Origin of the sequence: Streptomyces cathayae (assembly GCF_029760955.1) — a bacterium.
GTDB lineage: Bacteria > Actinomycetota > Actinomycetes > Streptomycetales > Streptomycetaceae > Streptomyces > Streptomyces cathayae.
The window spans coordinates 2204404-2228358 of record NZ_CP121682.1 but is presented as its reverse complement, the minus strand read 5'-3'; the positions used below and the strand labels follow the sequence as shown (position 1 = coordinate 2228358).

The 23955-nt window shown below is 67.9% G+C and carries 18 protein-coding genes and 2 pseudogenes; 12 read left to right on the top strand and 8 right to left on the bottom strand.

Annotated elements, in window-relative coordinates:
• Positions 1–167: 167 nt before the first annotated feature.
• The 6 genes from eccB (at position 168) to PYS65_RS09960 (ending at position 7547) form a co-directional block, all read left to right on the top strand.
• Complete coding sequence (gene eccB, locus PYS65_RS09985) at positions 168–1703, top strand: type VII secretion protein EccB (protein WP_279333505.1); 1536 nt, start codon at positions 168–170, stop codon at positions 1701–1703.
• A gap of 18 nt (positions 1704–1721) precedes the next feature.
• Positions 1722–2993, top strand: coding sequence for a type VII secretion-associated serine protease mycosin (gene mycP, locus PYS65_RS09980; RefSeq protein ID WP_279333503.1), 1272 nt, complete (start codon positions 1722–1724; stop codon positions 2991–2993).
• A 254-nt stretch (positions 2994–3247) separates the two neighbouring features.
• Entirely contained in the window at positions 3248–3682 is a 435-nt protein-coding gene (locus PYS65_RS09975; RefSeq protein ID WP_279333501.1) for a hypothetical protein, read from the top strand.
• A 1961-nt stretch (positions 3683–5643) separates the two neighbouring features.
• A complete protein-coding gene (locus PYS65_RS09970) occupies positions 5644–6756 on the top strand; it encodes a S8 family serine peptidase (protein ID WP_279333500.1) in 1113 nt (370 codons plus the stop codon).
• Between the two features lie 97 nt (positions 6757–6853).
• On the top strand, positions 6854–7195 hold the full coding sequence (locus PYS65_RS09965; RefSeq protein ID WP_279333499.1) for a WXG100 family type VII secretion target: 342 nt from the start codon (positions 6854–6856) through the stop codon (positions 7193–7195).
• Positions 7196–7244: 49 nt separating this feature from the next.
• The gene (locus PYS65_RS09960; RefSeq protein WP_279333498.1) at positions 7245–7547 is read left to right on the top strand and encodes a WXG100 family type VII secretion target; all 303 of its coding nucleotides are present in this window, start codon (positions 7245–7247) and stop codon (positions 7545–7547) included.
• A gap of 89 nt (positions 7548–7636) precedes the next feature.
• On the opposite strand, the gene PYS65_RS09955 is transcribed toward PYS65_RS09960, so the two are convergent.
• The 6 genes from PYS65_RS09955 to PYS65_RS09930 form a co-directional block, all read right to left on the bottom strand.
• The gene (locus tag PYS65_RS09955; protein WP_279333497.1) at positions 7637–8641 is read right to left on the bottom strand and encodes a hypothetical protein; all 1005 of its coding nucleotides are present in this window, start codon (positions 8639–8641) and stop codon (positions 7637–7639) included.
• Positions 8642–8757: 116 nt separating this feature from the next.
• Positions 8758–11007 carry a hypothetical protein gene (locus PYS65_RS09950; protein WP_279333496.1) on the bottom strand — a complete coding sequence of 750 codons (2250 nt, stop codon included), beginning with the start codon at positions 11005–11007 and terminating at the stop codon, positions 8758–8760.
• Positions 11008–11080: 73 nt separating this feature from the next.
• Entirely contained in the window at positions 11081–11521 is a 441-nt protein-coding gene (locus PYS65_RS09945) for a hypothetical protein (protein ID WP_279333495.1), read from the bottom strand.
• 189 nt (positions 11522–11710) lie between these two features.
• Entirely contained in the window at positions 11711–12478 is a 768-nt protein-coding gene (locus PYS65_RS09940) for a hypothetical protein (protein ID WP_279333494.1), read from the bottom strand.
• Between the two features lie 508 nt (positions 12479–12986).
• Positions 12987–13193, bottom strand: coding sequence for a DUF397 domain-containing protein (locus tag PYS65_RS09935; RefSeq protein ID WP_279333493.1), 207 nt, complete (start codon positions 13191–13193; stop codon positions 12987–12989).
• On the bottom strand, positions 13190–14032 hold the full coding sequence (locus tag PYS65_RS09930; protein WP_279333492.1) for a helix-turn-helix domain-containing protein: 843 nt from the start codon (positions 14030–14032) through the stop codon (positions 13190–13192). The genes PYS65_RS09935 and PYS65_RS09930 overlap by 4 nt, the downstream gene beginning before the upstream one ends.
• Positions 14033–14637: 605 nt before the next feature.
• Here PYS65_RS09930 and PYS65_RS09925 point away from each other — a divergent pair.
• The 4 genes and pseudogenes from PYS65_RS09925 to PYS65_RS09910 form a co-directional block, all read left to right on the top strand.
• On the top strand, positions 14638–15057 hold the full coding sequence (locus tag PYS65_RS09925) for a hypothetical protein (protein WP_279333491.1): 420 nt from the start codon (positions 14638–14640) through the stop codon (positions 15055–15057).
• A 68-nt stretch (positions 15058–15125) separates the two neighbouring features.
• A pseudogene (locus PYS65_RS09920) lies at positions 15126–15233 on the top strand (type II toxin-antitoxin system RelE family toxin); the annotation flags it as partial.
• A 163-nt stretch (positions 15234–15396) separates the two neighbouring features.
• Positions 15397–15858 carry an SUKH-4 family immunity protein gene (locus tag PYS65_RS09915; protein WP_279333490.1) on the top strand — a complete coding sequence of 154 codons (462 nt, stop codon included), beginning with the start codon at positions 15397–15399 and terminating at the stop codon, positions 15856–15858.
• A gap of 226 nt (positions 15859–16084) precedes the next feature.
• Positions 16085–16537: pseudogene (locus PYS65_RS09910) on the top strand (ATP-binding protein); the annotation flags it as partial.
• Positions 16538–16871: 334 nt separating this feature from the next.
• Here PYS65_RS09910 and eccCa read toward each other — a convergent pair.
• A complete protein-coding gene (gene eccCa, locus PYS65_RS09905; protein WP_279333489.1) occupies positions 16872–20849 on the bottom strand; it encodes a type VII secretion protein EccCa in 3978 nt (1325 codons plus the stop codon).
• Positions 20850–21194: 345 nt separating this feature from the next.
• On the opposite strand from eccCa, the gene eccD reads away from it, so the two are divergent.
• On the top strand, positions 21195–22700 hold the full coding sequence (gene eccD / locus PYS65_RS09900) for a type VII secretion integral membrane protein EccD (protein ID WP_423836156.1): 1506 nt from the start codon (positions 21195–21197) through the stop codon (positions 22698–22700).
• Positions 22701–22769: 69 nt separating this feature from the next.
• Here eccD and PYS65_RS09895 read toward each other — a convergent pair whose 3' ends face one another.
• Positions 22770–23051: a DUF397 domain-containing protein gene (locus PYS65_RS09895; RefSeq protein ID WP_055605087.1), complete on the bottom strand. Its 282-nt coding sequence runs from the start codon at positions 23049–23051 to the stop codon at positions 22770–22772.
• Between the two features lie 294 nt (positions 23052–23345).
• Between PYS65_RS09895 and rpsO the strand changes: the two genes are divergently transcribed.
• Positions 23346–23633 carry a 30S ribosomal protein S15 gene (gene rpsO, locus PYS65_RS09890; RefSeq protein ID WP_109377366.1) on the top strand — a complete coding sequence of 96 codons (288 nt, stop codon included), beginning with the start codon at positions 23346–23348 and terminating at the stop codon, positions 23631–23633.
• Positions 23634–23955 lie beyond the last annotated feature (322 nt).

Genomic DNA, 23955 nt, shown 5'->3' with positions numbered 1-23955 from the left:
AAGGGCCCAGGCACCCTACCCGGTCCCCAACTCCCCCCTCACACCAGGCATAGTAGGGGCCGCGTCCGACATCGGCGGGCAGGGGACGGCGATCCCCGGTACTGCCCGGACAGACACGATCGGGACACGGACGCACACGGGCGGGACACGGGGAGAGACACTCACCAATGGCATCTCGGCGGGATCAACTCAACGCCTACACCTTCGCGAAGCGCCGCTTGCTCGCGGCCTTCGTCCAGTCGTTCCCGCACGGTTCCGACGAAGGTGCGCCGCGCCCCCTGCGGGGCGTGGTGCCCGGACTCGTCATCGGCGTGATCGTCATGGCCGTGTTCGGCGCCTGGGGCATGTTCAAGCCCACCGCGCCCAAGGGCTGGGACACCCCCAACGAGAAAGTGATCATCGCCAGCAAGTCGACCACCCGGTACGTCGTCCTGAAGACCGGCGACGAGGCCCAACTGCACCCCGTGCTCAACATGGCGTCCGCCAAGCTCCTCCTCGCCCCCGGAAAGGGCGATGTCGTCACCGTGAGCGAATCGCTCCTGGACAGCGGCAAGTTCCCGCACGGCCTCACCATCGGCATCCCCTACGCCCCCGACCGTCTGCCCTCCGACAAGGAGGCGGGCGCCGCCAAGCGGTGGGCGGTCTGTGAGCGTCCGAGCGCGGGCGGCCGGTCCATCCAGAAGGCCGCACTGGTCCTCGCCGACCGCGAGAAGGAACTGACCGAGGGCAAGCAGAAGCTGACCGGCGGCGAACTGCTCTATGTGGCAGGCCCCGACGGCAAGCGCTTCGTCGTGGACCCGGGCGGCACGGCGTACCGGATCGACGAGGTGGACACCGGCGCCGACCTGGAACTGCTGCTGCGCACGGTCGTCGGCTCCGGACGCGAACCCCAGCGGGTGTCCCGCGAATGGCTGGCGACCCTCCACCAGGGCGACCCGATCACCTTCCCGGACGTCGGGAGCACGCCCGGCACACCCGCGAACGCCCCCGGCAAGCTCGGCGAGTCGGCCGACAAGGTCGGCACGGTGCTCAAGGCGTTCGACAACAACAAGGAGCAGTACTACGTCGTACTGCCCGGCCGGGTCGCGCCGGTGTCCGCCTTCGTCGCCCAACTCCTGCTGTTCAGCAAGGACCTGGCACAGGTCGGGCAGGCCGGCCAGGCACTGGACATGAGCCCCGGGGCGATCGTCCCGGGCGAGCCCTTCGGCACCGAACACGACTGGCCGACCGGCACCCCCGAAGCGGTCAACTCGGCGGCGGACACCAAGGGCAGCCGCAACACGGTCTGCAACGTCCTGCGCGGCGTCGGCGACAAGGGCGCCACCACCCTCAGCACCTGGGCGGGCACCGACTTCCCGGCCGACCTCCCCGCCGGTTCCTCCAGTGCCTACGTCACGCCCGGCTCCGGTCAGCTCTACCGCCAGTTCAAGGGCGCGGAGACGAAGGCGGGCCCCGTCTTCCTGGTCACCGACACCGGCCTCCGCTACGTCCTGCAGTCCAACGCGGACAGCGCCACCGACGACGCCGGGATCGGCATGTCGGCCGAGGAGAAGAAGCAGTTGGAGCAGGAGGCCCAGCAGGCCCAGACACGCCTGGGCTACGCCGACGTGGACCCCGCGCCGATCCCCGCCGCCTGGTCCGCGTTCCTCCCCACGGGCCCCCGCCTGTCCACGGCCGCGGCACGCCAGCCGCAGGGCTCGTAGCGGAGGCCGCCACCCATCATGCGACGCAAGCGCCTTCGCTCCCTCCCCCTCCTCACGCCAGCCGCCGCGACCCTGCTGACGGCGGCCTCCCTGGCCATCGCGCCCCCGGCCGCCGCGGAGGACTCCTTCTCCGACCAGTGCGCATACCCCAACGCCACCTATCCGGGCCGCCCTTGGTCCCTCCAGCGCGTCCGGCTCGACGAGCTGTGGAGCGAGTCCAGGGGCAAGGGCGTACGGGTCGCCGTCATCGACACCGGCGTCGACGTGAAGAACCCCCAGCTGAAGAACGCGGTGGACGTGAAGAGCGGCCGCAACTTCCTGCCCGAGAACCTCAAGGACGAGAACGGCGACCCCGTCGACCGGGGCAACGAGAACGGCACCACCGACACCGTCGGCCACGGCACCAAGGTCGCCGGCATCATCGCCGCCCGGCCCGCCGACGGGACAGGCTTCGTGGGCCTGGCCCCCGAGGCGACCATCATCCCGATCCAGCAGAACGACGCGGAGGGCAACGGAGACACCGACAGCCTCGCCCGCTCGATCGACTACGCCGTCCAGGCCGGTGCGCACGTCATCAACATCTCCCAGGACACCGCGGGCGCCGTCGAACCGGACCCGAAGCTGGAAGCGGTGGTCGAGGAGGCCCTGGCCAAGGGGGTCGTCGTCGTCGCGTCGGCGGGCAACGACGGAGTCGGCGGCAACACCAAGAAGACCTACCCCGCCTCCTACGAGGGCGTCCTCGCCGTCGCCGCCTCCGACCGCAACAACGAACGCGCTTCCTTCTCCCAGTCGGGCGACTTCGTCGGCGTGGCGGCACCGGGCGTCGACATCATCTCCACCGTTCCCCGCGGAGGCCACTGCGCCGACAACGGCACCAGCTTCTCCGCGCCGTACGTCGCGGGCATCGCGGCGCTCATCAAGGCCGAGCACCCCAACTGGACCCCGCGCCAGATCGTCGCCCAGATCGAACAGACCGCGGAACGCACCATCGCCGGCCACGACCGCCTGGTCGGCTGGGGAGTGGTGGACCCGGTCCGCGCGCTGACGGAGGACGACCGGCCGGTCGAGTCCCCCCGGCCCGACGAAGGCCTGACCTCGGCCGAGGCGCCCACCGCGGCGAAGCTCCCGCTCGGCGAGACCGCCGACGAACGCAACGCCCGCCTTGCGACCTACGTCACCGTCGGTGCGGCGGTCCTGGTGGCAGGGCTGGGCGGAACGGCGGTGGCGATCCGGGACGCCCGCAGACGGCCCCGGACGGCGGGCGTTCGCAGGGACCACACTGCAATGTGAGAAAGACCGCTCGACCACGGTCGGGGTGTCCGTGACCGAAGTGAGAGCCATATTGTCCGGTGAACGACGGGCGAGGACCTGCAGAGTGTCAGTACCACGACTGGATATGGCAGTTGGGGCTGTCGGTGCGGGTCACTAGAGTGGTTCCGTTGTGATTCCGTTGTGGTTGCGGTCGTGATCACCGCAAGAGCGCGAACCGTCGGGTGACGTGCGCGGATCCGGCCACAGCACGGGGAGAACGGGGAGGAAGCGAAGTGCTTTTCGCAGACGGGGGCGGAGGCGCAGCGGATCTGCGCCGCGGTGTGATGGCGTTGTCGACGTTCAAGAAGCGGGTGGACGACCTGCTTTCCACCTTCGAGGAGTCGCCGGGCGGTTCGTCGAAGGTCCGGGCCCACAGCCTGCCGGAGACGGCCTTCGGCAGCGGTGCCTTCCCGGAGGGCAAGATGCTCCACCTGGAGTACGAGCGCGTCCATGAGCGCATCACCGCCCTCTCCAAGTCGCTGGGACTCCAACTGGAGGCCATGCAGATCGCCGTACACGGCGTGGACGTCACCTTCGACAACCTCGAAGAGGAACAGCGCCGGCGGTTCCACGAGATCCGGCTCGAGGTCAACCAGACGCGGGAAGAGATGCTCGACCAGCACGACAAGCGGGAGAACCGCGCTGGCCAGACCGACGCGGGGTACTGATGAGCGGCGAAGAGAACAAGCCGGACCTGCACCAGGAGGAGCGGCGGGAGGCGCTGGCACAGAACAACATGCTCGACGCTGTCACGAGCATGACCGGCCTCGCCGTCAGCCCGTTGGGTTCGGTCCGGGGCATCCACTTCGGTTCCACGAGCTTCGAGGACTACAAGCTCAACCAGATGATCGACATCGTCGAGTCCGCCAACCCGGAACTCCTGGAGTCCGCCGGCACCGCCCTCGTCGACGCCCGGGACGCCATCCAGAAGGCCGCCGACGAACTCGAGGACAACCTCCTCGGCGACATCGACTGGAAGGGCGAGTCCCAGACCGCCTTCACCAAGTGGGCCACCAGCCTCGTCAGGACCGCCAAGGGCATCGCCGACTACGCCGATGTCGTCGGCACCCAGGTCCTGGCCGCCGGCTCCGGCCTCGCCTCCGTCCGCAAGTCCATGCCCCCGCGCGACAACCGCACCGACCCCAAGCGGGTCGAGGAGCTCCCCGAGGCCAAGCAGGTCGAGAGCAACGACGAGTACACGGCAGCGGTGAAGGCGGAGGACCACCGCCAGGAAGCCATCAACCAGATGTACCGACTGGCGTCGTTCTACACGGTGTCAGCGGGAACGATGGCGAAGGAGGAGGAGCCGGTATTCCCGAAGATGCCGGATGCGGGGGTCCCGGAGCCGTGGGGCGGTGAGAAAGTGGAGCCTCCCCGAGTGCGGGTGACGCCAGGGCTGCCGGGGGCCGAAGATTCGGCAGTCGTAGACCGACAGCCGGTTAATTCACCTGCCGGGCGGTCGCAGCCAGTTGGAGATCTAGCGCCCGTCACCAGGGAAACAGTCGATGCCGTTGCACGTCTAGACCAACGAGTCGGCACGGAGATCAACAGCGCTGGTACGTTGCCGCCCCAGGAGGCCATGAAGCCGACCACGGCCACACCACCAGCGACGGCTGGGCCCGTTGGTCAGCAGGGATCGATTCCTCCCATCGTCCCCAGCACGGCTACACCCGCTCTTCGCGGGACCGTCGGACGCACCAGGGGGCCCAGTGGCATGCCCGCGGCCAAGGTTCCCCCGTCGGCACCGGGACGAGCCGGGGGCACAACAGGCAACACTCCGGCAGGTCGTACCGGACCTGGTCCCTTGGGCCAGAATCCACGTGCTGCTGCGCCGGGGCCGGTGGGAAGCCGCGGGACCGGCCCTCTGGGACCAGTAGGACGTACCGCGCTGCCGGGGCAAGCAGGGAGCCCCGGAACTGGTCCTGTGGGACGTGGCATCGTCGGCGGGGTACCGAAGCCTGGAGGACCGATGCCCGGACACGTCGGAGGTGTCCCCCGTGGTCCTGTAGGTGCTATGGGAGCCTCGCCGTCCGACCGTAGTAGTCCCGGGCGTAGCGGTGGTGTTATCGGCGGGCGGCCAGTCACTGGCGCTGCGCCTGGCGGGAATGGCTCCAAGTTGCCGCGCGGCACGGTCATCGGTGGTGAAAGTGCACCTGGTTCGCGCACGACTGGGCAGAGGCCCGGTCAGCACGGGGTGATCGGAGTACCTTCTACGACGTCGAACACAGGGCAGGCTTCCCGCCGTTCCATCAACAGCCCTGACGGTGTCGTCGGAATGCCCAACGGGAGAGCTCCCGGCCCAAGGAACGGAGTACGCACCACTGAGGCATCCTCCGGGACGCAACGTGGTGCCACAGGTAATCGCGGCTCCGACACGGGCCGTTCACGTCGCGATGAGCGGCGCAGTGATCCGTCGGCGACCGACTGACCGGACTGAAGAAGGACAGACAGAAGCATGGTGTCAAGGTTCAGCCGACGCGTCAGGCGGAGCGCGACCTCTCGGGAGCGGCACAAGAGGTGGAGCACTTGTGTCTGCTCAGCACTTGGGGCTGTACTCATCCTCTCGGCAGGTCTGACGTCCGGTGCAGCAGCTGCAGACGCCCAGTCGCAACAGTGGTACCTGTCGGCGATGAAAACCGATGAGATATGGAAAGTGAGCACCGGAAAGGGGGTCAAGGTTGCGGTCATCGATTCTGGTGTCAACCCTGAAACTCCTTCCCTGAAAGGGCAGGTACTCACGGACGAGGTGCCACGGACTGTCGCTTATGGGGCCACTGATGATTACGATGGCCATGGCACAACCATGGCGGAACTGATCGTCGGCACCGGCGCGGGTGGGGGCCTGAAGGGGCTTGCTCCCGGAGCCAGAATCGTGCCTTACCGGATCGTGTTCACCGATGTTCTGAAGGACAAGGCGGAGATAAGTAAGACTCCGAGCCCGGCCGAAGCGATCAGAGCAGCTGCTGACAGCGATGCCAAAATCATCAATATGTCATTTGGAAGCCCGGGTGACAACTCCGAAGTTGAGTCGGCCGTAAAGTATGCTCAGTCCAAGGGTAAATTGATGTTCGCCTCCGTGGGGAACGATGCGGAAAGAAAGAGCCTCATCGGATATCCTGCCGCCTATCCCTATGTAGTCGGTGTTGCTGCCTCGGACGAGTCCGGAAAGGTAGCGAAGTTTTCGGAGTACGGAAACTACGTCGACTTGGCAGCTCCTGGGATCGACATGCCCGGCTGGTGCGACGCAACCTTCCGCTCGTACTGCGATCAGGGAGGAACGAGCGCCGCCACCGCTCTCACCTCTGCCTCCGCCGCCCTTATCTGGTCCGCCCACCCCGACTGGACCGCCAACCAGGTCCTCGCCAGCCTTATCGACACCGCCGGCCGCGACTGGGCGAGGGACGACCCGAGTGTTTACCTCGGCTACGGCCTGATCCGTCCGCGCAAGGTCCTGATGGACGAGGACTTCAAGCCCGTCCCGCCCGGCACCGACCCGCTTGCCAAGGAGAACGCCACCGGAGTCCTGGACGAATCGGGCGACCCGGTGGCCTCCACCACCTCACCGTCTCCCCAGCCCCCGAAGGGTACGAAGGACACGTCGGACGACCAGAGCTCAACAGCCGCCTTCGACACGGGGACTTCCGACAACACCACCCTCTGGGTGACCCTCGGAGCCGCAGCGGTGGTCCTGGCGATCGGGGGCGGCGCCGTCGCCGTGATCCGCTCACGACGACGCGCATAGGAAAGGCGCACACACCAGCCGGCCCCCGGCACAACCGACCACCCACCACCACGCGGTGCCACACCGCACCACCGCTCTCACGAAAGGGACTGCCGACATGGCTGAAGGCCGCAAGCTTTACGAGGCCCAAGTAGAGAAACTCCAGACGAACGTCGTCGACCGGTACGACTCGATCAGGCAGTCTCTCGTTCGACTCCAGGCAACGATCGACATGATCGAGAAGCACTGGACCGGCCAGGGCGCCATCGCCTTCGACAAGAAGCAGACGGAGATCAACAGCCACATGGCCTCGATCGGCCGGATGCTCGACGACTTCCTCGAGGGCATCCAGCTGAACAAGGCCGACAAGCGCAAGCTCGAGGACCAGATCGAGGCCGACGTCGCCAAGATCTCGGTGGACGACCTCGGTGGAAAGACCTCGGCACTCAGCAAGTACTGACGCGAGTCCGCGAAAACGATCTGCAGGATCCCCAAGAAACGAGGAAGACATGTCCGCACCCCACTACGGCGAACTCGCCGTCACCTACGGCACCATGGACGCGCTCGCCACCGAACTCGGCGACCAGGCCAAGAAGCTCGAGGAGGACCTCGAGGCCCTCAAGAAGGCGGTCCTGGACGCGGCCGCGGGCTGGGGCGGCGAGGCCTACGAGGAATTCACCAAGAAGACCAAGCAGTGGGACCGCCACGCCTCCGGCATCCACCAGGCACTGGTCAGCATCGGCAAGACCGTCGGCACCGCCGGCGGTGACTACCGAGGCGGCGACCTGAGGGGCGCCAGCTACTTCATGTAGGGCGACCGCGCACAGCGCACGCAGAAAGCGAACAGGGTGGACACGCGCGGGAGGTGTCCACCCTGTCGTCTATCCACAATCCCGTTTTCTCAGCTTTTCGTAAGCGTGACGTCAGGGCAGGAATACAGGTCGGCCGCAGAGGCGACGAAGGCGTCGAACGTTTTCCCGTGGACCTTCGAGACCCGATCCTGCTTGTCCGAAAGGGCGCCGGTGTACTCGCGGTTCCAGTGAGCGGCGAAGTACACGTCGCCTTCGGCGCAGTGCAGAATTGCTTGGTCGACGGCGGCGATACCTTGGCTGTTGGGCAGCTCGCGGAAACCGTGAGTGTCCTGAAGGGCTGCGTCGACCATGTTCTGGTCCGAGGTTGCGGCGAAGGAGACGGTGGCCCCGGCACTGCCGGCCAGGGTCAGATCGCACGCCCACACGTCCTTCGCGTCCCTGCTGATCTGCTCCTGATCGGGTTCGGCGACACCGGTAATCACAGTGTCGTCGGGCAAGGAGAAGCCCGGCAGTCCGCATACCTTCCCGACGTCCGTTGTGCGCACGCCGTCAGGTGCGGCGAGTTCCGGTGACTCTTCCAGCGACGGGGTGGCGCATCCGGCGTCTGCGGCGACTTTCTGCGCGGCGCGAGCCAGGAGCCGGGCCAGCCCTTCCGGGTCGGCCTGGCCCTTCGTCATGGTGGCTTCGACGGCGGACACACCGTCGTCGTCGGGCGGGATGACACGGGTTCCCCGTATGTTGCCCACCTTGCCCCAGCACGACTTCGGCAGGACGACGTAACCCCCGGTAGGAGCCACGGCTCCACTCGTTTCCCCCTTGAAGTAGGAACGTGCGCCGGGGTTCTTCCACACATGAGTGGTGTACGGGAAGGGTCCGTCCTCGTTCGCGGTCGTCAAGGTGACTTGCTGGTCCGTGTCCCCGAGGAAGCGACTGGTGCGCTCGATCACGCACGTGAATTCCGGCTCGCCGGGGGAGCTTTGCACACGCCCTTCCGAGACCCGGCCCGAGGAATTCAGGGCACCCTGTGCGTCCGCAGACTCCACCCGCTGGTCGCAGAATGAGGCCGACCCCAGCACATTCGTGTTCTGCCACATGTGCGTCGAGACGAGAGCACTGACGGCAACCAACGTTCCCGCAGCGATGAGCAGTGACTTCTTCCTGTGTGGGCTGGGGGGCATGTGTGTATCGATTCCTTTTTTCGGGCTTGCGCTCAGCGGGACCGCAGAGCTTCGTACGCGGTCTGCCGTCCGGAAATGTAACTCTGCTGGGCCTCGCCGGCGGCGTCCTCGGCGACCTCTGGGGCCAGGCTTCGCTCCTCGCCCCACCTGTCGAAGTAGCGGTCGATGTTGTCTTGCGCTACGTCGTTGCTCCGGTTCAATTCCTCTTTGGCCAAGGAACCCTCTTCTGCCTGTACCCCCGCCAGCCAGTTATTGAGAGAGATGTCCACCAGGCGTTGGGACATGTCTCCTACTATCGGAATGTTGGTGATCATGCCGCCACCGAGGTGGTAGCCGTAGAACCGTGTATCGGTTGCATCGGAAATCTTGTCGTCGTGTACGTCCATCTTCACGTCACCGCCGACGGCGTTAAGAGCACCAGTGACTTCGCCATACTTGCGGGCTTCGTTCAGGGCAGCGGTAGCGTTCGGGAAATCCTTGTCCATCAGTTGCTCGGACATGTAACCCTGTTGCGCGTGATAAATGCGCTCGAAGTTCTGGATGTCGTCTGCTTCCGATACGCCACGCATCATGCGTATCAAGCTGCTGCGGCTGTTCTGAATCTGGGAATCTTCGCCATTCTCGTAGATTTCCGCCCTGCCGGCGCGGCCACCCGGAGCGTCGCCGTTGATGGTCTCCACAACATCCGGTGAGTAGTCGGCAAGTGCCTGAGAGAGAGGCCCGCGCAAGGCGGCGTAGTCATCACCGGCCAGCAGTTCGTCGGCCTTCCCTGTGCGCGGCTCCTTCTTGTCCTCACCGAACGTGCCGTCAGCATGTCCGTAGTCCAGGAGGTTGACCGTGGCGTGCATGACACGGGCTTGCGCGGCCGTGTGGCGACTGAATTCGGTTCCATCGGCTCCCGCCACGTTGCCCGTGGCTCCTGTGGCCAGTGCGAGTCCCAGTCCTGCTCGTACATCCTGGTCGAAAGTGTCCTCACCCGTCACCTCGACCTTGCCCTGCCAACGAGTGGTGTCGACATGGTTCCAATCCCGCTCCGCGAGCAGGTACGTGAGGTTGTCGTTCTTTCCGTCGGGGCCTGGGTCGAGATAGCTGATGGTCGTGCTCGGGTCCTTGGCCATGATGCCCAGCACGCCGTCGAGCGGATCATTGGCGAACCAGCCGTCGTCCTTTCCGCTGAAGTGGCCACTGAGGTCCCATATGTCCGGGTCCCCACCCTGTGTTTTGTCTTCGACGGCTCGAATGTCGGTGGCCAGGTCCTTGAGGAACTGCCCGGAGTATCCGTCGCCCGCTTGCATCAGAGTGACCAGGCTCTGGTAGCCACGCACTTGCTGACCGTGGCCGACGCCGACTGAAATTTTCTGGTTGGCGACGTCGAGATCGAACTTCTGGACACCGGCCTTCTGCATGTCGGTGCGGAACTTCCTGTAGAAAGCGGAGTCGGGGTTCTTCGTCGCTGTCGCCAGGGAGTTGGCCAAGCCCTCCTGAAGACCCGCAAACGTTCCCCTGTCCTTGCCGCCGTGGCTGAGCGTGCTGAGCCGGTTGGTGAGCTCCATGGTCCCCGAAGCACCCAGACCGCTGAGGAGGGTTTGTGTGAACTCTTTACTCTTGGCGTTGTCTCGGAAAGCGCGGTCCAATTCGGCGAGTTGCGCGGCGGAGACCTTCTCGCCTCCCGCGATCCTTGTGGCGATCTCCTCGGCGTTCTCGGCCTCGTACTTCTCGATGTCACCCTTCGCCTGGCCGTTGAAGCCGTTGAAGGTGCCGTCCTGGAGGTCGGTATCGACGACGACGGCGTTGAAGGCGATCTCGACGCCCTTGTCGGCGTCGGTGACGGCCTTGACGAGCTGGTCGATGCGCTCCTGCCAGGAGCGGACGCTCTTGCGGACGCTCTCCTGGAAATCGGGGTCGTGGCGGTAGGCGGTGCGTGTGCTCTCGCTGACCCGTTGGGTGTCGTAGGAGACGACGCCCTGGTCGGACACTTTCATGTCGGCCTCGATGGCCTCTTGGCGGGCGGTCCTGAGCTTGCCGCGGAGGTCGACGAACTGGGTGTGGGCGTCGCGCAGGAGGGAGGCGATGGCCTTCGCCTCGGTCTGGGCGTCCTGGTACTCCGTCAGCGTGGTGTCGAAGCGGCGGTTGGCGGCATCCGCGCTCAACCCCAGCCAGGTCTGGCCCATGGATATGCCGTGCACGTCCCGCTTGTAGGCCTTCTCCTGCTTGCTGAACTCCTTGGCCATGTCGTCCCAGCCGTCGGCTGCGCTGGTGAGCGTGGCCAGGTCGGTCGTCATGATCTCGTGGTACGTCGGCATGGGTCCCCGTGGTGCGCGTCGGCGTGAACGGTCGGTGGCGGGAGGGGGCGGCTCAGTAGGCGTCCAGGTTGGAAGACTGACGCACGCCCTGTCCGACGCTGAAGTCGGTTTTCTGGAAGAGGATGTTGGTGCTGCGCAGGGCTTCCTTTTCAGAACTCAGACGGGACATCAGGTTCTGCACCTGCTCGCCCCAGGTCTTGTGCGCCTTCTTCAGTGCTGTGGAGGTGACCCACCCGTGGCCGTCCTTCGCGGCGAAGGCCTTGACCGCGGCGTTGGTCTCCTCGTCCGCCCGGTCGCCGGCCTTGCGGGTGTCGGGCTCGAGATTCTCCTCGATGTCCTTGGCCGCGGCCTTCTTCTGAGCAGGGCTGGACGCCAGGTCCTTCCGGCCACTGCCCACAAGCCCCGGCGAGCCCCCTGGATCCGCCGGGTACTGATTCAGCCGTATACCGACCGGTTGCCCGGTCCCACCGGCGTTCCCGTACTGCTCCGCCATGCCTTCATGTCCCCGTCCACTCGATTGGCGTGCGCCCGACAGGCTAACAACCAGGCCGACTTGTGGATCACAAGGGCGTTCGTCCGCCGTGACCGCTGCCTGCCATCACCGACCAGGACAGCGCCCGAGAGTCCCGTCCGTCACGCATGAAGCGCGTGACGGACCCACGAGAGACCACCCGCAGGGGCGTCAGCCCGCGTCGACCTCCTCACGGAACTGCTCCAGAGGCATGACTTGGTCGGCCTTCGGGAGGACGACACTGGTCTCCTTGCCGAAGTCGGTGTACGTCGTGCGGCTCTTGCGCCCGTCGCGCGTCGATTCCATCTTCAGCAGACGAGCAGGGTCCTCCTCGCTGATGTAGTAGACGTCCGAAGTGGGCCCCGATGCTGCGGTAACGGCCTGTGCCGGCACTCCCTCGATGTCGGTGTCCTTGTCGGGAGCGAACGTGCCGGGCGGTACGGCGAAGTAGGCCTCGCATCCCTGCCCGCTCTCCGTGGTCACATAGGTGTCGTCGAGCCGCTCGGGAACGGTGATCTCTATCCCCTTGGACTGCAGGTTCTTCGCCAGCAGGTCCGCACTCGTATAGGTCACGCCATCCTTGCAGTACATGTCGCCCCCGATTCCGGTGAGCTTGATGTGCAGGCCCTGGGAGGGATTCCACCGGATCTCCTGCAACCCTTCGTCGAAGGCGGTGGTTGTGCCGACGGCGCTGAACGGTGTTTTCCGCATGGTCTCGTTCACCTGCTCGATGCGAGCGTCGGCGGAGGCCTCCCCGCCCCCCGCACCGCTGGCCGCTGCGGGGGGCGGGGACGCGCTGTGTTCAGCCTCGTCCTTGTCGGAAGCGGGGCTACAGGCGAGCGCGGTCGTGGCGAGCAGTGCGGTAAGGACAAGCGCACGTTGCGCTGCACGAGCGCGAGTCGACTCCGTGCCCATACGTGACAGAGGGATATTGCTCATCAGTTGAGACACTTCCTTGAATCATTGAGCTCGTTCACTGTCGCCTCCCCTGTGTGAGGACAACTCGAGTGACAGACATCATCCGGTTGGATGCGAAGCGTGCCCTGAGGACGAGGTGACAGGGTCTCAGCCGTGCCAAGCCGTATTCGACGGGTGATCTAAAACAGGCGAATATGGGGTGGTCGGCTGGTGTGCCCCGCACTGCCGAGGCGTCAGGCTCAAAAGCTTCGCCCTGTCTTCTCCGGTACATCCCAGAGCGGAATCACCATCGGGACGGGGCCACTCAGCTCAGCAGGAGGCGAGTACCGCCCGCTCCGCCCTGCCTTCTTGCCCCCGTTTGCTCGATTGGCGTGCACTCGCCAGGCTAACAACCCTGCCGACTCGTGCTGCTCAAGGGGTGGGGAAGGTTGAATGTCCACCGTAAGACACAGGGTTGGCGCCCCGTTGAGCACAGAGGAGGGGTGGTCGGAAGCCAGAACTTGGCTTCCGACCACCCCTCCTCTTCAGGTCAATCGCGCGCTGTCATCCGTACGAACGCCGTCCACTGGTCGGCACCGACAGTGAGAACCGGACCGCCGGGCCGCTTGGAGTCGCGGACCAGTACGGCCGTACCGGCGTCCGCGACCTCGACGCAGTCGCCGCCACTGCCCGAGCTGTAACTGCTTTTGAACCAGCTCGGCTCACCAACGGCAGGCTCGGGACTGCTTGCCTTCATGTCTCTCCCAACAGCTTCTGGATGAAGGCCAGGGATTCCCTGGGAGTCAGCGCCTGTGCTCGGAGTACGCCGTACGTCGCTTCCAGCGGACTGACCTTCTTGGGCACGGTGTACAGGATGCTCGCCTCCTGTACCTCCATGTACCCAATCCTGCGCTGGTCCGGGAGGTGGATCAACGTGAATGCCCCACCAAGTCCCGCATGTTCCAGGCGCTCTGTCGGCATGACCTGCATCTCGACGTTGCGTTCGTGCCCGAAGATCAGCAGTTGCTCCAGTTGGTCACGCAGCACCCGGTGACCGCCAACAGGGCGGAGCAGGACCTGTTCCTCGATGACGAAGCTCAGGAGCGGGGCAGGCCGCCGGGCGAACAACTTCTGTCTCTCCAACCGTGCGGCCACACGCTGCTCGATGACCTCCTCGCTCAGCAGCGGGCGCCACATGGTGAAGACGGCTCGTGCGTACTCCTCCGTTTGGAGAAGCCCTTTGACCACATGATTGTCGTAAGCGTGCAACTCGGCAGCTTGCAACTCCAACTCCGCGTACCGCCGGAAGAACCCTGGATACCGGGCCTTCGCCACCTCCTCCTTCATGGCCATCAGCACGCCCCGCGCGTCCACCGCCCGGTCTACGGCGTCGATCAGCTCGGGCTTCGGGATGCGCCGACCCTGCTCCACTGCTGCGATCTGAGCCTCGCCGTAGCCGACCTGGCTCCCCAGCTGGGTCTGGGTGAAGCCGGAAGCCTCGCGCAGGAGCTTCATCTGGCGGCCGAAGCAACGCAGGAAGTCGGTGCTTGAGTCCGGTTCCGCTCCGTCCGCTCCGGAGTCCGCTCCCGTGTCCATCGCTCCGCACCTCCTCGTGACCGGCCAACTGCACCGTTTTTCGCAGCGTAGGGCGGGCGGGTGCCGATCGAGGGCGGAAGGGCGCGTATTGATCCCTGAGGGTGAACGTCCCACGCGAAAATCATGTTCACTCGCAGTGTTCGCATGTGCGCGCTGTGTGTGTGGTGCTGTCGCTGCAAGTCGGCCCCGCGACGATTGCAGCCGTTCACCAGGGCCCCGAAGCGCCGAACGACGCCAAACTCAAGGCCCTTCCGTAGTTGCGGAAGGCGGCGAAGGAGGTTGCCGCGGCGGTCGACGGGCTGCTGACCATGCGGCATCCCGCGGGTCCGTCCGAGCTGTCAACTCCCGGTTGCTACAGGCCGAGGGCGGCGAGGTGCCTGGTCAGGCTCCATGCCGGGGGAGCCAGAGGCACGGCGAACTCGCGGGATGGTGCACAGCCCGCCGGCCGTGGTCCAGGTGGGCGTCCGCTGGAGAGGGAACAGCCGGGCATAGAGCGGGGCTTGTACGGGTGGCCGCGTTCGACCAGGTCCCAGAAAAGACTCACGGGTGCCCCGGAGAGAACGTTCTGGCCAGGGCAGCGAAAGCCGTTGATAGGTTTACCCGTCGTGCGATCAAGTGAGTACGACCTCGACTTCCGTGACCGGGCCGGCCGAACTCGATCCTGGGGCATCGGCCTACTGGTCGTGGCCGGGCTGCTGTGGACCTGGTGCACGCTGCTGCTCCTCACCCCGTACGAGGTGGACCGCAAGCCCGACGACCGGTACTCCGTGAAATGCCAGTCGCGGCTGCTGACGGAGCACGGCACGGCCAACAGGGGCCTGAGGCACGGCGACCACTGCCAGAACGAGCGCGACTGGCCGGAGGCCGTGGCCGTGCTGGGACTGTCCGTGCCGGTGTCTGTGGCCGGAGCTGTCCTGTTCACCATCGGCAGCGTCAGTCGGCGGATGAGTGCCCACGCCGAGGCGATGCGCGAACTGGACCGGATCGCCGACGAGCGCAAGGCGTGGGCCGCCCGCGAGGGGTGAGGCCCGGGGCATCAAGACCGCACCCGCGCGCGGGGTAAAGCCCTCAAGGGCACAACGCTCGGTGGCGGCTCAGAGTCGGTGACTACCGGGCGGTCTGCACCGTCGAGGACGGGCAGCTCATCGTGTGGGTCCTGACCGTGGGCAATCGCCGCGAGGCCTACCGCCAGGTTCCGTGAGCCGCCCTGTGCGCGGCTCGCACGGCCGAGACCGGCGCTGCTGCGCATCGACATGTACGAGGTGACGGACGAAGTCAGGGTGCGTCCGCTGCCGTCCTGGTGCTGTGACCGTATGGCTTCACCGGGTTGGTGAAGTGTCGGCGGGGCTGGCTATGTTCTCGGCATGATCGACGCGGAGGTCGTCTCACTCTTGGCCGGATGTTCTCACTGTCCGTACCCCGGGATGTGGCAGGCATCCCCTTTTGCGGAACGCACGGTCGGAGGTGCGCGGTATGCCCTGGTCGCGGTCGACCCAGGGCTGAGCGCGTTCGCTCTGCGGCGTGATGACGGCTCGCTGTGGTGTCTGCCGGAAGGCGGTGCTCCCCAACTGGTGAACTCCAACATTGAGGCGTTCGTCGCCTTCAACCGCGCTTATGAGGAGGCCGCTGCTGAGGCCGCTGCATACGAGGGGCCCGGTGACGGTCTGGGCGACGACGAGGCCGTGGACCTGGCCGAGCAGGCCGCCGACGCGCTCACTGAAGCGCTGCTGGAACGATTCGAGATGCTTGACGCCGAGGCCGTTGCCGACGAGAACTCCTTCTGGCACATCGGGGCTGAGGAGCTGGGCTACGGCATGAGTGTGTGACCACGCAGAACGTCGGACGGGCTGCTCAATCTGCAATGCCGAGGGGGCGTCCGCCCCAGCGGATGCCCTTCTCGCCGCGGATGCGGGCGCGTTCCTTGCATTGGGCGGCGAGTACGCCGGGCAGCCGCCCCGACACGTCCGACGCCCTCGTCCGGCGTCCCTACAGCGCACTGCCGTGGGGGTGTCGGGCCTGGTGAACGGGTTGTTGCTACGAGATCTTCGGGGCATGACGAGTTCTCCCCAGCGGCAGCGACCGGCCGCTTCCGCCCTCCCCTTTGCCGAGCAGAGGGCCTTCACCCTCCGCTTCTCCGCCACCCCACGCGGTGCCCGGCTCGCCCGGCGCCTCGCCTCCCAGCAGATGGACGCCTGGGGGTGGCCCTACGGCAGCCCGGCCCACGATGCCGTCGAGCTGGTCGTCGCGGAGCTGGCCGCGAACGCCGTCACCCACGGCCGGGTCCCCGGCCGGGCCGCCGAGCTGCGGCTGACGGCCGAACCCTGCGGCACGCTGGTACGGGTCGAGGTGAGTGACGCGCGGGGGGAACGAAAGCCGGTGATGCCACAGGGTGAACGGCCCGACATGGACGGCGGGCGTGGGCTGGCCCTGGTCGAGGCGCTGGCCGGGGAATGGGGCGTCACCGAACGGTCGGGAGGCCCGGGCAAAACCGTCTGGGCCGTCGTCCCCTGCACCACTTCCCGCCCCTCGGCCCGCGTGCCGACGTGGCCTTCGGCTCACACGGCCCGCACGTCCCGGGCGGGCAGCCCCCGGCACGACCAGAACCTCGGCGCGTCCGCTGTCCTCCGGAGTGAGGTACTTGTCCTCCGCCTTCAGGAACTCCCGCACCACGTTCGCGGTGTACGTCTGCCGGGCGGAGGCGATGGCGCTGTACGCGTCGGGGTTCTGGTCGGAGCGGCCTTCTACCGTGCGGCGCCTCGGAGAAGGGCCGCGTCGGGCCCCGGCGTCCGTCCCCGGCCGGCACCGGTCCGCAAGGAGCAAGGACCGGCGCCGGTGAACCTCAGAGGATCTCCTCCGCCACCAGCCCCGTCTGCACCAACGGCCTTCCCCGCCGTCGGGACACGAAGACGCCCCGTCCCGTGGGCATCGGCCGCGGCCGGACTCCGCCCAGGACGTCGCCCTCGGTCGGGTCGCCCGCCAGCACGACGCCCTGGGCCCCCAGCTCCTTGATGCGCTGCATGAAGGCCTCGTACGAGGCGCGGCTCGCGCCGGCCGTCGAGCGCGCGATGATGAAGCGCACGCCCACGTCCCGGGCGAACGGCAGCATTTCCGTCAGGCCGCTGAGCGGGTTGCCGCTCGACGTGGAGACGAGGTCGAAGTCGTCGATGACCACGTACACCGTCGGCCCCTGCCACCAGCTGCGCTCACGGAGCTGGCGTGCGGTCACGTCGGCGGTGGGGGTGCGGCGCTTCATCAGGTCGGCCAGGGCCGCCATGTGGTGTTCCATGGCGTTGGACATCGGAATGTACTCGGCGAGATGGGAGTCCGGTGTGACGCCCAGCAGGGAGCGCCGGTTGTCCACGACGAACAGCTTGCACTCGTCGCCGGGGTAACGCGTCGTCAGCTGCTTGATCAGCAGGCGGAGCAGGTTCGACTTGCCGGACTCGCTCTCGCCGAAGACGAGGAAGAACGGGTCCTGGTCGAAGTCGACGAAAACGGGTTCCAGGTTGTCCTCGTCGAGCGCGAAGGCGATGCCGCGCTCCGGGAAACGGTCGCCCGGGGGCAGTTGCTGCGCCGGGAACTCGCGCGGCAGGAGACGGACCTGGGGCGCGCCCGGGGCCTGCCAGTGCCGGGAGACCTCGGCCGACAGCGCGGCGGTGGCGTCCGCCAGGTCCGTGTCGGAGGTCAGGCCGTCGATGCGCGGCACCGCCGCCATGAAGTGCAGTTTCTGCGGGGACAGACCGCGGCCGGGCACCCCGGTGGGGACGTTCGCGGCCACCTTGCGGTCCAGTTCGGAGTCCATCGTGTCGCCGAGCCGCAGCTCCAGCCGGTTCAGCAGGCTGTCCTTGAGCGCGGACCGCACCTCCATCGAACGGGAGGCGGACAGGACCAGATGGATACCGTAGCCGAGGCCGCGGGCGGCGATGTCGAGGATCACCGGGTCCAACGCCTCGTACTCGGTGCGGAAGTTGGCCCAGCCGTCGACGACCAGGAAGACGTCGCCCCACGGCTGGTCGGTGACCGTGATGTCGCCGCGGGCCCGCCGGGTGCGGAACTCGGCGATGGAGGAGATGCCCGAGGCCCGGAAGTACTCCTCGCGGCGGGCCAGGATGCCGTAGACCTCCGCCACCGTGCGCCGCACCTTCTCCGGGTCCAGTCGCGAGGCGACGCCGCCGACGTGCGGCAGCCCGGCCACCGAGGCCATGCCGCCACCGCCGAAGTCCAGTCCGTAGAACTGCACTTCGTGGGGCGTGTGGGTGAGCGCGAAGGAGCAGATCAGCGAGCGCAGCAGCGTCGACTTGCCGGACTGCGGACCGCCCAGGACCTGCATGTGGCCCGCGGCGCCGGAGAAGTCCACCCACAGCGGGTCACGGCGCTGCTCGTACGGCTTGTCGACGATGCCGACGGGGACCACGAGCCGTCCGGCACCCTCGTAGCCGGGCTGGGTGAGGCCCCGGCCCTCCACGGCGGTGAGGCCGGGCAGCAGCGCGTCCAGCGACGGCGGGCTGTCCAGCGGCGGCAGCCACACCTGGTGGGCCGCCGGACCCTGGGCCTCCAGCCGGCGGACGACGACGTCCAGCACGGTGTCCGCCAGCGCGTCGTCCACCTCACCGGCGCCGTCCGCCGAGTCCGCGCGCTGCCGCGGCACCGGCGCGTACCGCACCGGAACCTCGGCCGCCGTGAACAGCACCGGCCGCCGGTCCAGCGGCAGCGGGCCGTCCGAGGATCCGGCGCCCTGCGAGCCGGAACGGTAGACACCGGAGACGTATGCCGCCTTGAAGCGGACCATCTCGTCGGTGCCGAACTTCAGGAAGCCGGACCCCGGCACGTTCGGCAGTTCGTACGCGTCCGGCACGCCCAGCGCCGACCGCGACTCGGCGGCGGAGAAGGTGCGCAGACCGATGCGGTACGACAGGTACGTCTCCAGTCCGCGCAGCCGGCCCTCCTCCAGCCGCTGCGAGGCCAGCAGCAGGTGCACGCCCAGCGATCGGCCGATGCGGCCGATCTGCACGAACATGTCGATGAAGTCCGGCTTCGCCGTCAGCAGTTCGCTGAACTCGTCGATGACCAGCAGCAGCGAGGGGATGGGCTGGAGCGGTGCGCCCGCCGCGCGCGCCTTCTCGTAGTCGTGGATGTTGGCGTAGTTGCCCGCGTCACGCAGCATCTCCTGGCGGCGGTTGAGTTCGCCGCGGATGGAGTCGCCCATGCGGTCGACGAGGGTGAGGTCGTCCGCCAGGTTGGTGATCACGGCCGCCACGTGCGGCATCTGCGCCATGCCCGCGAAGGTCGCGCCGCCCTTGAAGTCCGCGAGGACGAAGTTCAGGGTCTCGGAGGAGTGGGTGACCGCGAGCCCCAGCACCAGCGTGCGCAGCAGTTCCGACTTGCCGGAACCCGTGGCGCCCACGCACAGGCCGTGCGGGCCCATGCCCTCCTGGGCCGCCTCCTTGATGTCGAGCATCACCGGACGGCCGTCCTCGCCGACACCGATCGGCACCCGCAGCCGTTCCGCCTGGGACCGCGGCCGCCAGGTGCGCCGGGTGTCGACGGAGGCGGCGTCGCCCAGGTTCAGCAGATCCGTGAACTCCAGGTTCGCCAGCAGCGGTTCGTCGTCGTCCCCGCCGGAGACCATGCGCAGCGGCGCCAACTGCCGGGCCAGCGCCTCCGCGGACTCCTGCGACAGGACGTCGGGCGTTCCCTCGTAGACGACGCCGTGCGCCGACTCCAGGCGCAGTGAACGCGGCCGTACGAGGACGGAGAGGTCACCGTGGGTGCCGACCGGCTCGCCCTCGACCACCTCGACGACCGTCACGCCCTGCAGGCCTTCGGGGTTCGCCAGCATGGAGTCCGGCGGGAGGGACACGCCGTCGAGGACGACGACGAGGTGCGGGGTGTCCGGCAGGGGGGCGGCGTTCGGGTGGAAGCGGGGACGGCCGGTCAGGCGTGCGGCCAGGAGATCCTCGAGCTCCTGGGGATCGCCGCTGATCAGACGGCGGGAGCCGGCGCCGTCCGCGACACCGGGCAGCTGCGCGTGCGGCAGCCACTTGGCCCACTCCCAGTGCCGCGCTGCCTCCCGGCCCGTCGCGACCGCGACGATCAGGTCCTCGGGGGAGTGCAACGAGGCCAGCGAACCGGTCAGAGCGCGGGCGGAGGACCGTACGGAATCCGGTTCGCCACCGAGGACGACGTGGTAGAAGGCGCGCAGGGAGACCGCCATCGGCAGGTCGTCCAAGGTGCTGTGGACCGCGACGAACCGCTGCATCGCGCCCGCCGTCAACGGCTCCAGCTGATCGACCGGGGCTGTCTCGGGGGCGACCAGCGGGGTGGCCAGGGACTGCGGACCGAGGCCGATGCGGACCTGCGCGAAGTCCTCGTCGCCCGGCCGCCGTTCCCACACCCGGCTGCCCTCGGCGACCAGCGCCCACAGCTGCTCCGGGGAGGGGTGGAGGTAGTACTGGGCGTCACGCTGCGCCTTCGCCGTCTCCAGGGTGGTCCGGCGGGTCCGCGACAGGTAACTCAGGTAGTCACGGCGCAGATCGGCGATCTGACCCTGGGAACCGCGGCGGAAGCGGACCACCATCGCGATCGACATGGCGATCGTCGACGCGATCATCACCATGCCCATGATGCGCATGAACGGCTGCCCGCTCGTGAAGAAGAAGACCACCGAGCCGCCCATGCCGAGTGTCGGCAACAGCTGCATCAGCACGCTTTCCTGATGCCCCCGAGGCAGCTCGGGCGGCGGTTGCACGACCACCTCGCCCGTGGGAACCTCCGGCGGCAGCGCCCTGGGCGGACGTTTGACGACGATCTGGCTCACTGCTCACCAATCCCCTTGCCGGCCCGCCGGATTGCCGTCCGCCACCCCGTGTCTGGCGGACGAGGGCCGCCGCGCGATCCTACTGATCCCCTCACACACCGGCGGGCGGTAGGGTGCCGGATGTTCCCGTGAGCACACGCGAACCCGTCGGATGCACGGGTATTCCGGGTGATGTGCGCGGTATGGCGGCTCGAGGATCCGCTCGACGGTTTCCCGTCCGCCCCGTACAGCTTTGTACCACCCCGTACACCCCGTACAGCCCCGTCCTGCGGCGGACGCCGGGAACGAGGCGCGGGACCACCACACCGCAGACACAGCAGCACTGAGGGGGAGCAGCACGTGAGCATGACGGCCTCCACGGCGGCCACCCGTACGGGCGGACCCGGCCAGACAGCCCCGTCCGGGACGTTGCCGGGGTTCGGCTTCTGCCGGGTCACCATCGTCGCGCCCGACAGCCGGATCGACGTGGCGCTGCCCGACGACGTACCGGTGGCCGACGTCTACCCCGAGATCCTCAGGCTCTCCCGGCAGACGGCCGCCGAGGGCGCCCCGGTCGGCTACCACCTGGTCCGCCGGGACGGCACCGTCCTCGACAGCTCCCGCTCCTTCGCGGCCCAGCGCATCCTCGACGGTGAGCTCCTCACCCTGCGTCCCTTCTCCGAGTCGCTTCCCCCGGCCGTCGTCGACGACGTCTCCGAAGCGGTTGCCTCCGCGGTCACCCGGGACCGGTCCCTGTGGCACGGCGACCTCACCCGTGCCGCGGGCCTCGTCGGCGGCGGCGTGCTGCCCGCCCTGCTCGCGTTCGTCGCCTGGAACGCCGATCCGCGGCACGACATGCACGGCCTGCCCGGCATCCTCGCGGGCATCGCCGGTGTCCTCCTCGTGGTGCTGGGCTGTGTCCGCGCCCGCGTCTACGACGACCGGGCCGCCGCCGTCGCGCTGGGGCTCGGCGCACTCCCCAACGTGGGGGTGGCCGGCTCGGGCCTGCTGTCGCTCTCCGAGGGGCAGGGCGTCGGGAAGCTCCAGTTCCTGCTCGCCTGCGCGGCCGTGCTGGTGGCCTCGGTGATCCTCGCCCTGGTCTCTCCGCGGGGCGACGGCCCGTTCGTGGCCTTCGTGGCCGCCTCGGGCCTCGCCCTGGTCGCCACCTTCGTGGCGCTCCTGAGGGACTGGACACCGGCCGAGATCGCCGCGCTGTGCGCTCCCGTCGCCGTCGGCGCCCTGGCCTTCCTGCCGGGCCTGTCCCTGCGTTTCGCCCGTCTGCCCATCGGCTTCGAGGCGCCGCACACCACCTCGCGCGCCTACGGCGCCGACCCCGAGCCCCATGAGCCGGTGGACGCCGAACGCATCGAGGCCCAGGCCCGCCGCGGCCACGAACTCCTGGTCGGCCTGGTCGGCGGCTGCTCGCTGCTCGCGGTCGGCTCCGCCCTCGTGCTCAGCTTCTCCGACGGCCTCTGGTCGCTGCTGCTCGCCCTGGCCACCGGAATCGCACTGCTCATGCGGGCGCAGCTGTTCCGCTACACCGCGCAGGTCGCCACCCTGCTGACCGCGGGGCTCGGCTCCCTGGTCGCGCTCGGTCTCGGTCTGGCGCTCAACCCGCCGGACGCCCTGGTCCGCGAGGCGCTGACAGGGGACCGGGCCGGTCTCGACATCCGTACGATCTGGCTGATCGCGGCCATCGCGGCGGTGTCGGCGCTGGTCACCGCGATCGGCCTGGTGGCCTCCCGCAACGGGCTCACGCCCTTCTGGGGCCGCTTCCTGGAGATCGCCGAGGGCTTCGTCCTGCTGACACTGGTGCCGCTGGCGCTCGCCGTCTTCGGCGTGTACACGACGGTGCGGTCGATGACCGGCTGACGCGCGACCTGACGCGCGACGTCCGGGAGGGCGCACACCCGTGTGCACGCTCCCGGACGCGTACGGCGGTCACTCCGCCTCGGGACCCGCCGGCTCCAGGTCGAACTCCCCGTCCCGCGCGCCCAGCACGAACGCCCGCCACTCCGCCTCCGTGTAGCGGAGCACGGTGTCCGGGTCGAGGGAGGACCGCATGGCCACCGCGCCCTCGGGCAGATAGGCGATCTCGACCCGCTCCTCGTGCTCCTCGGTGCCCGGCGCGCTGTGCCATTCGACGCCGGAGATGTCGAGGGCGTAGAGCTCGTCCTTCTCCCGCTCCTTGCGTGCCTTGATCTCCTCAGCCGTCTCCGCCATGTCGCAGCGACCCCTTCCCGACGTGTGAATGGTCCGACGGCCGGTCCGATGACCGGTCCGAGCGCTCACCCTAGTGGCACCCCACGTCCCACCTGGGCGGTTCCGCGGACCGTGGTAAGGGGGCCCGCCACCGGCTGGTACTCTGGGCGACGGACGTATGTGCGCTGTGTGCGCGCCGTGGAGCCCCGCTCCACAGGCCGCGCCCAGCGGATCCCGCCTCCCGAGTCATGGAAGATCCCCCGAGATGAAGACCGGGGGCACTCGGTGGCCCTTCACAGACCATGAGGAGCAAGCGTGTCGCTCGACGCCGCTACGAAGAACCAGATCATCTCCGAATTCCGCACCAAGGAAGGCGACACCGGCTCCCCCGAGGTCCAGGTCGCCCTCCTGTCGCGTCGGATCTCCGACCTGACGGAGCACCTCAAGACCCACAAGCACGACCACCACTCCCGTCGTGGTCTGCTCATCCTGGTCGGTCAGCGCCGCCGGCTGCTGCAGTACCTCGCCAAGAAGGACATCCAGCGCTTCCGTGCGCTGGTCGACCGCCTCGGCATCCGCCGTGGCGCGGCGGGCGCCCGGTAAGACGCTGTGACGGGAGCGGTTCCCTGGGAAAAGGGGACCGCTCCCTTTGCTGTACGTGCGGAGTGTCACCCCCTCTTTGTAGTGTGGTAGCGCAACGCAAGAACGCAGGAACACCGAATCGCCGTGACGACCGGTACCGCACCCGGTGACCGCCGTCACGGGCACCACCCCGACGTCCTCGGACGTCATGACGTACGAGGAGAAGCGCACCTCGCCGCCGCCGGTCCTCGGTAGTGGCCCCCGGGAGAGTCAACCCGGGAGCTTCGATCGAAGACCGGCCCGCACCAGAAGGCGTGCTTCTCCACCACGTCCCTCCCGCCAC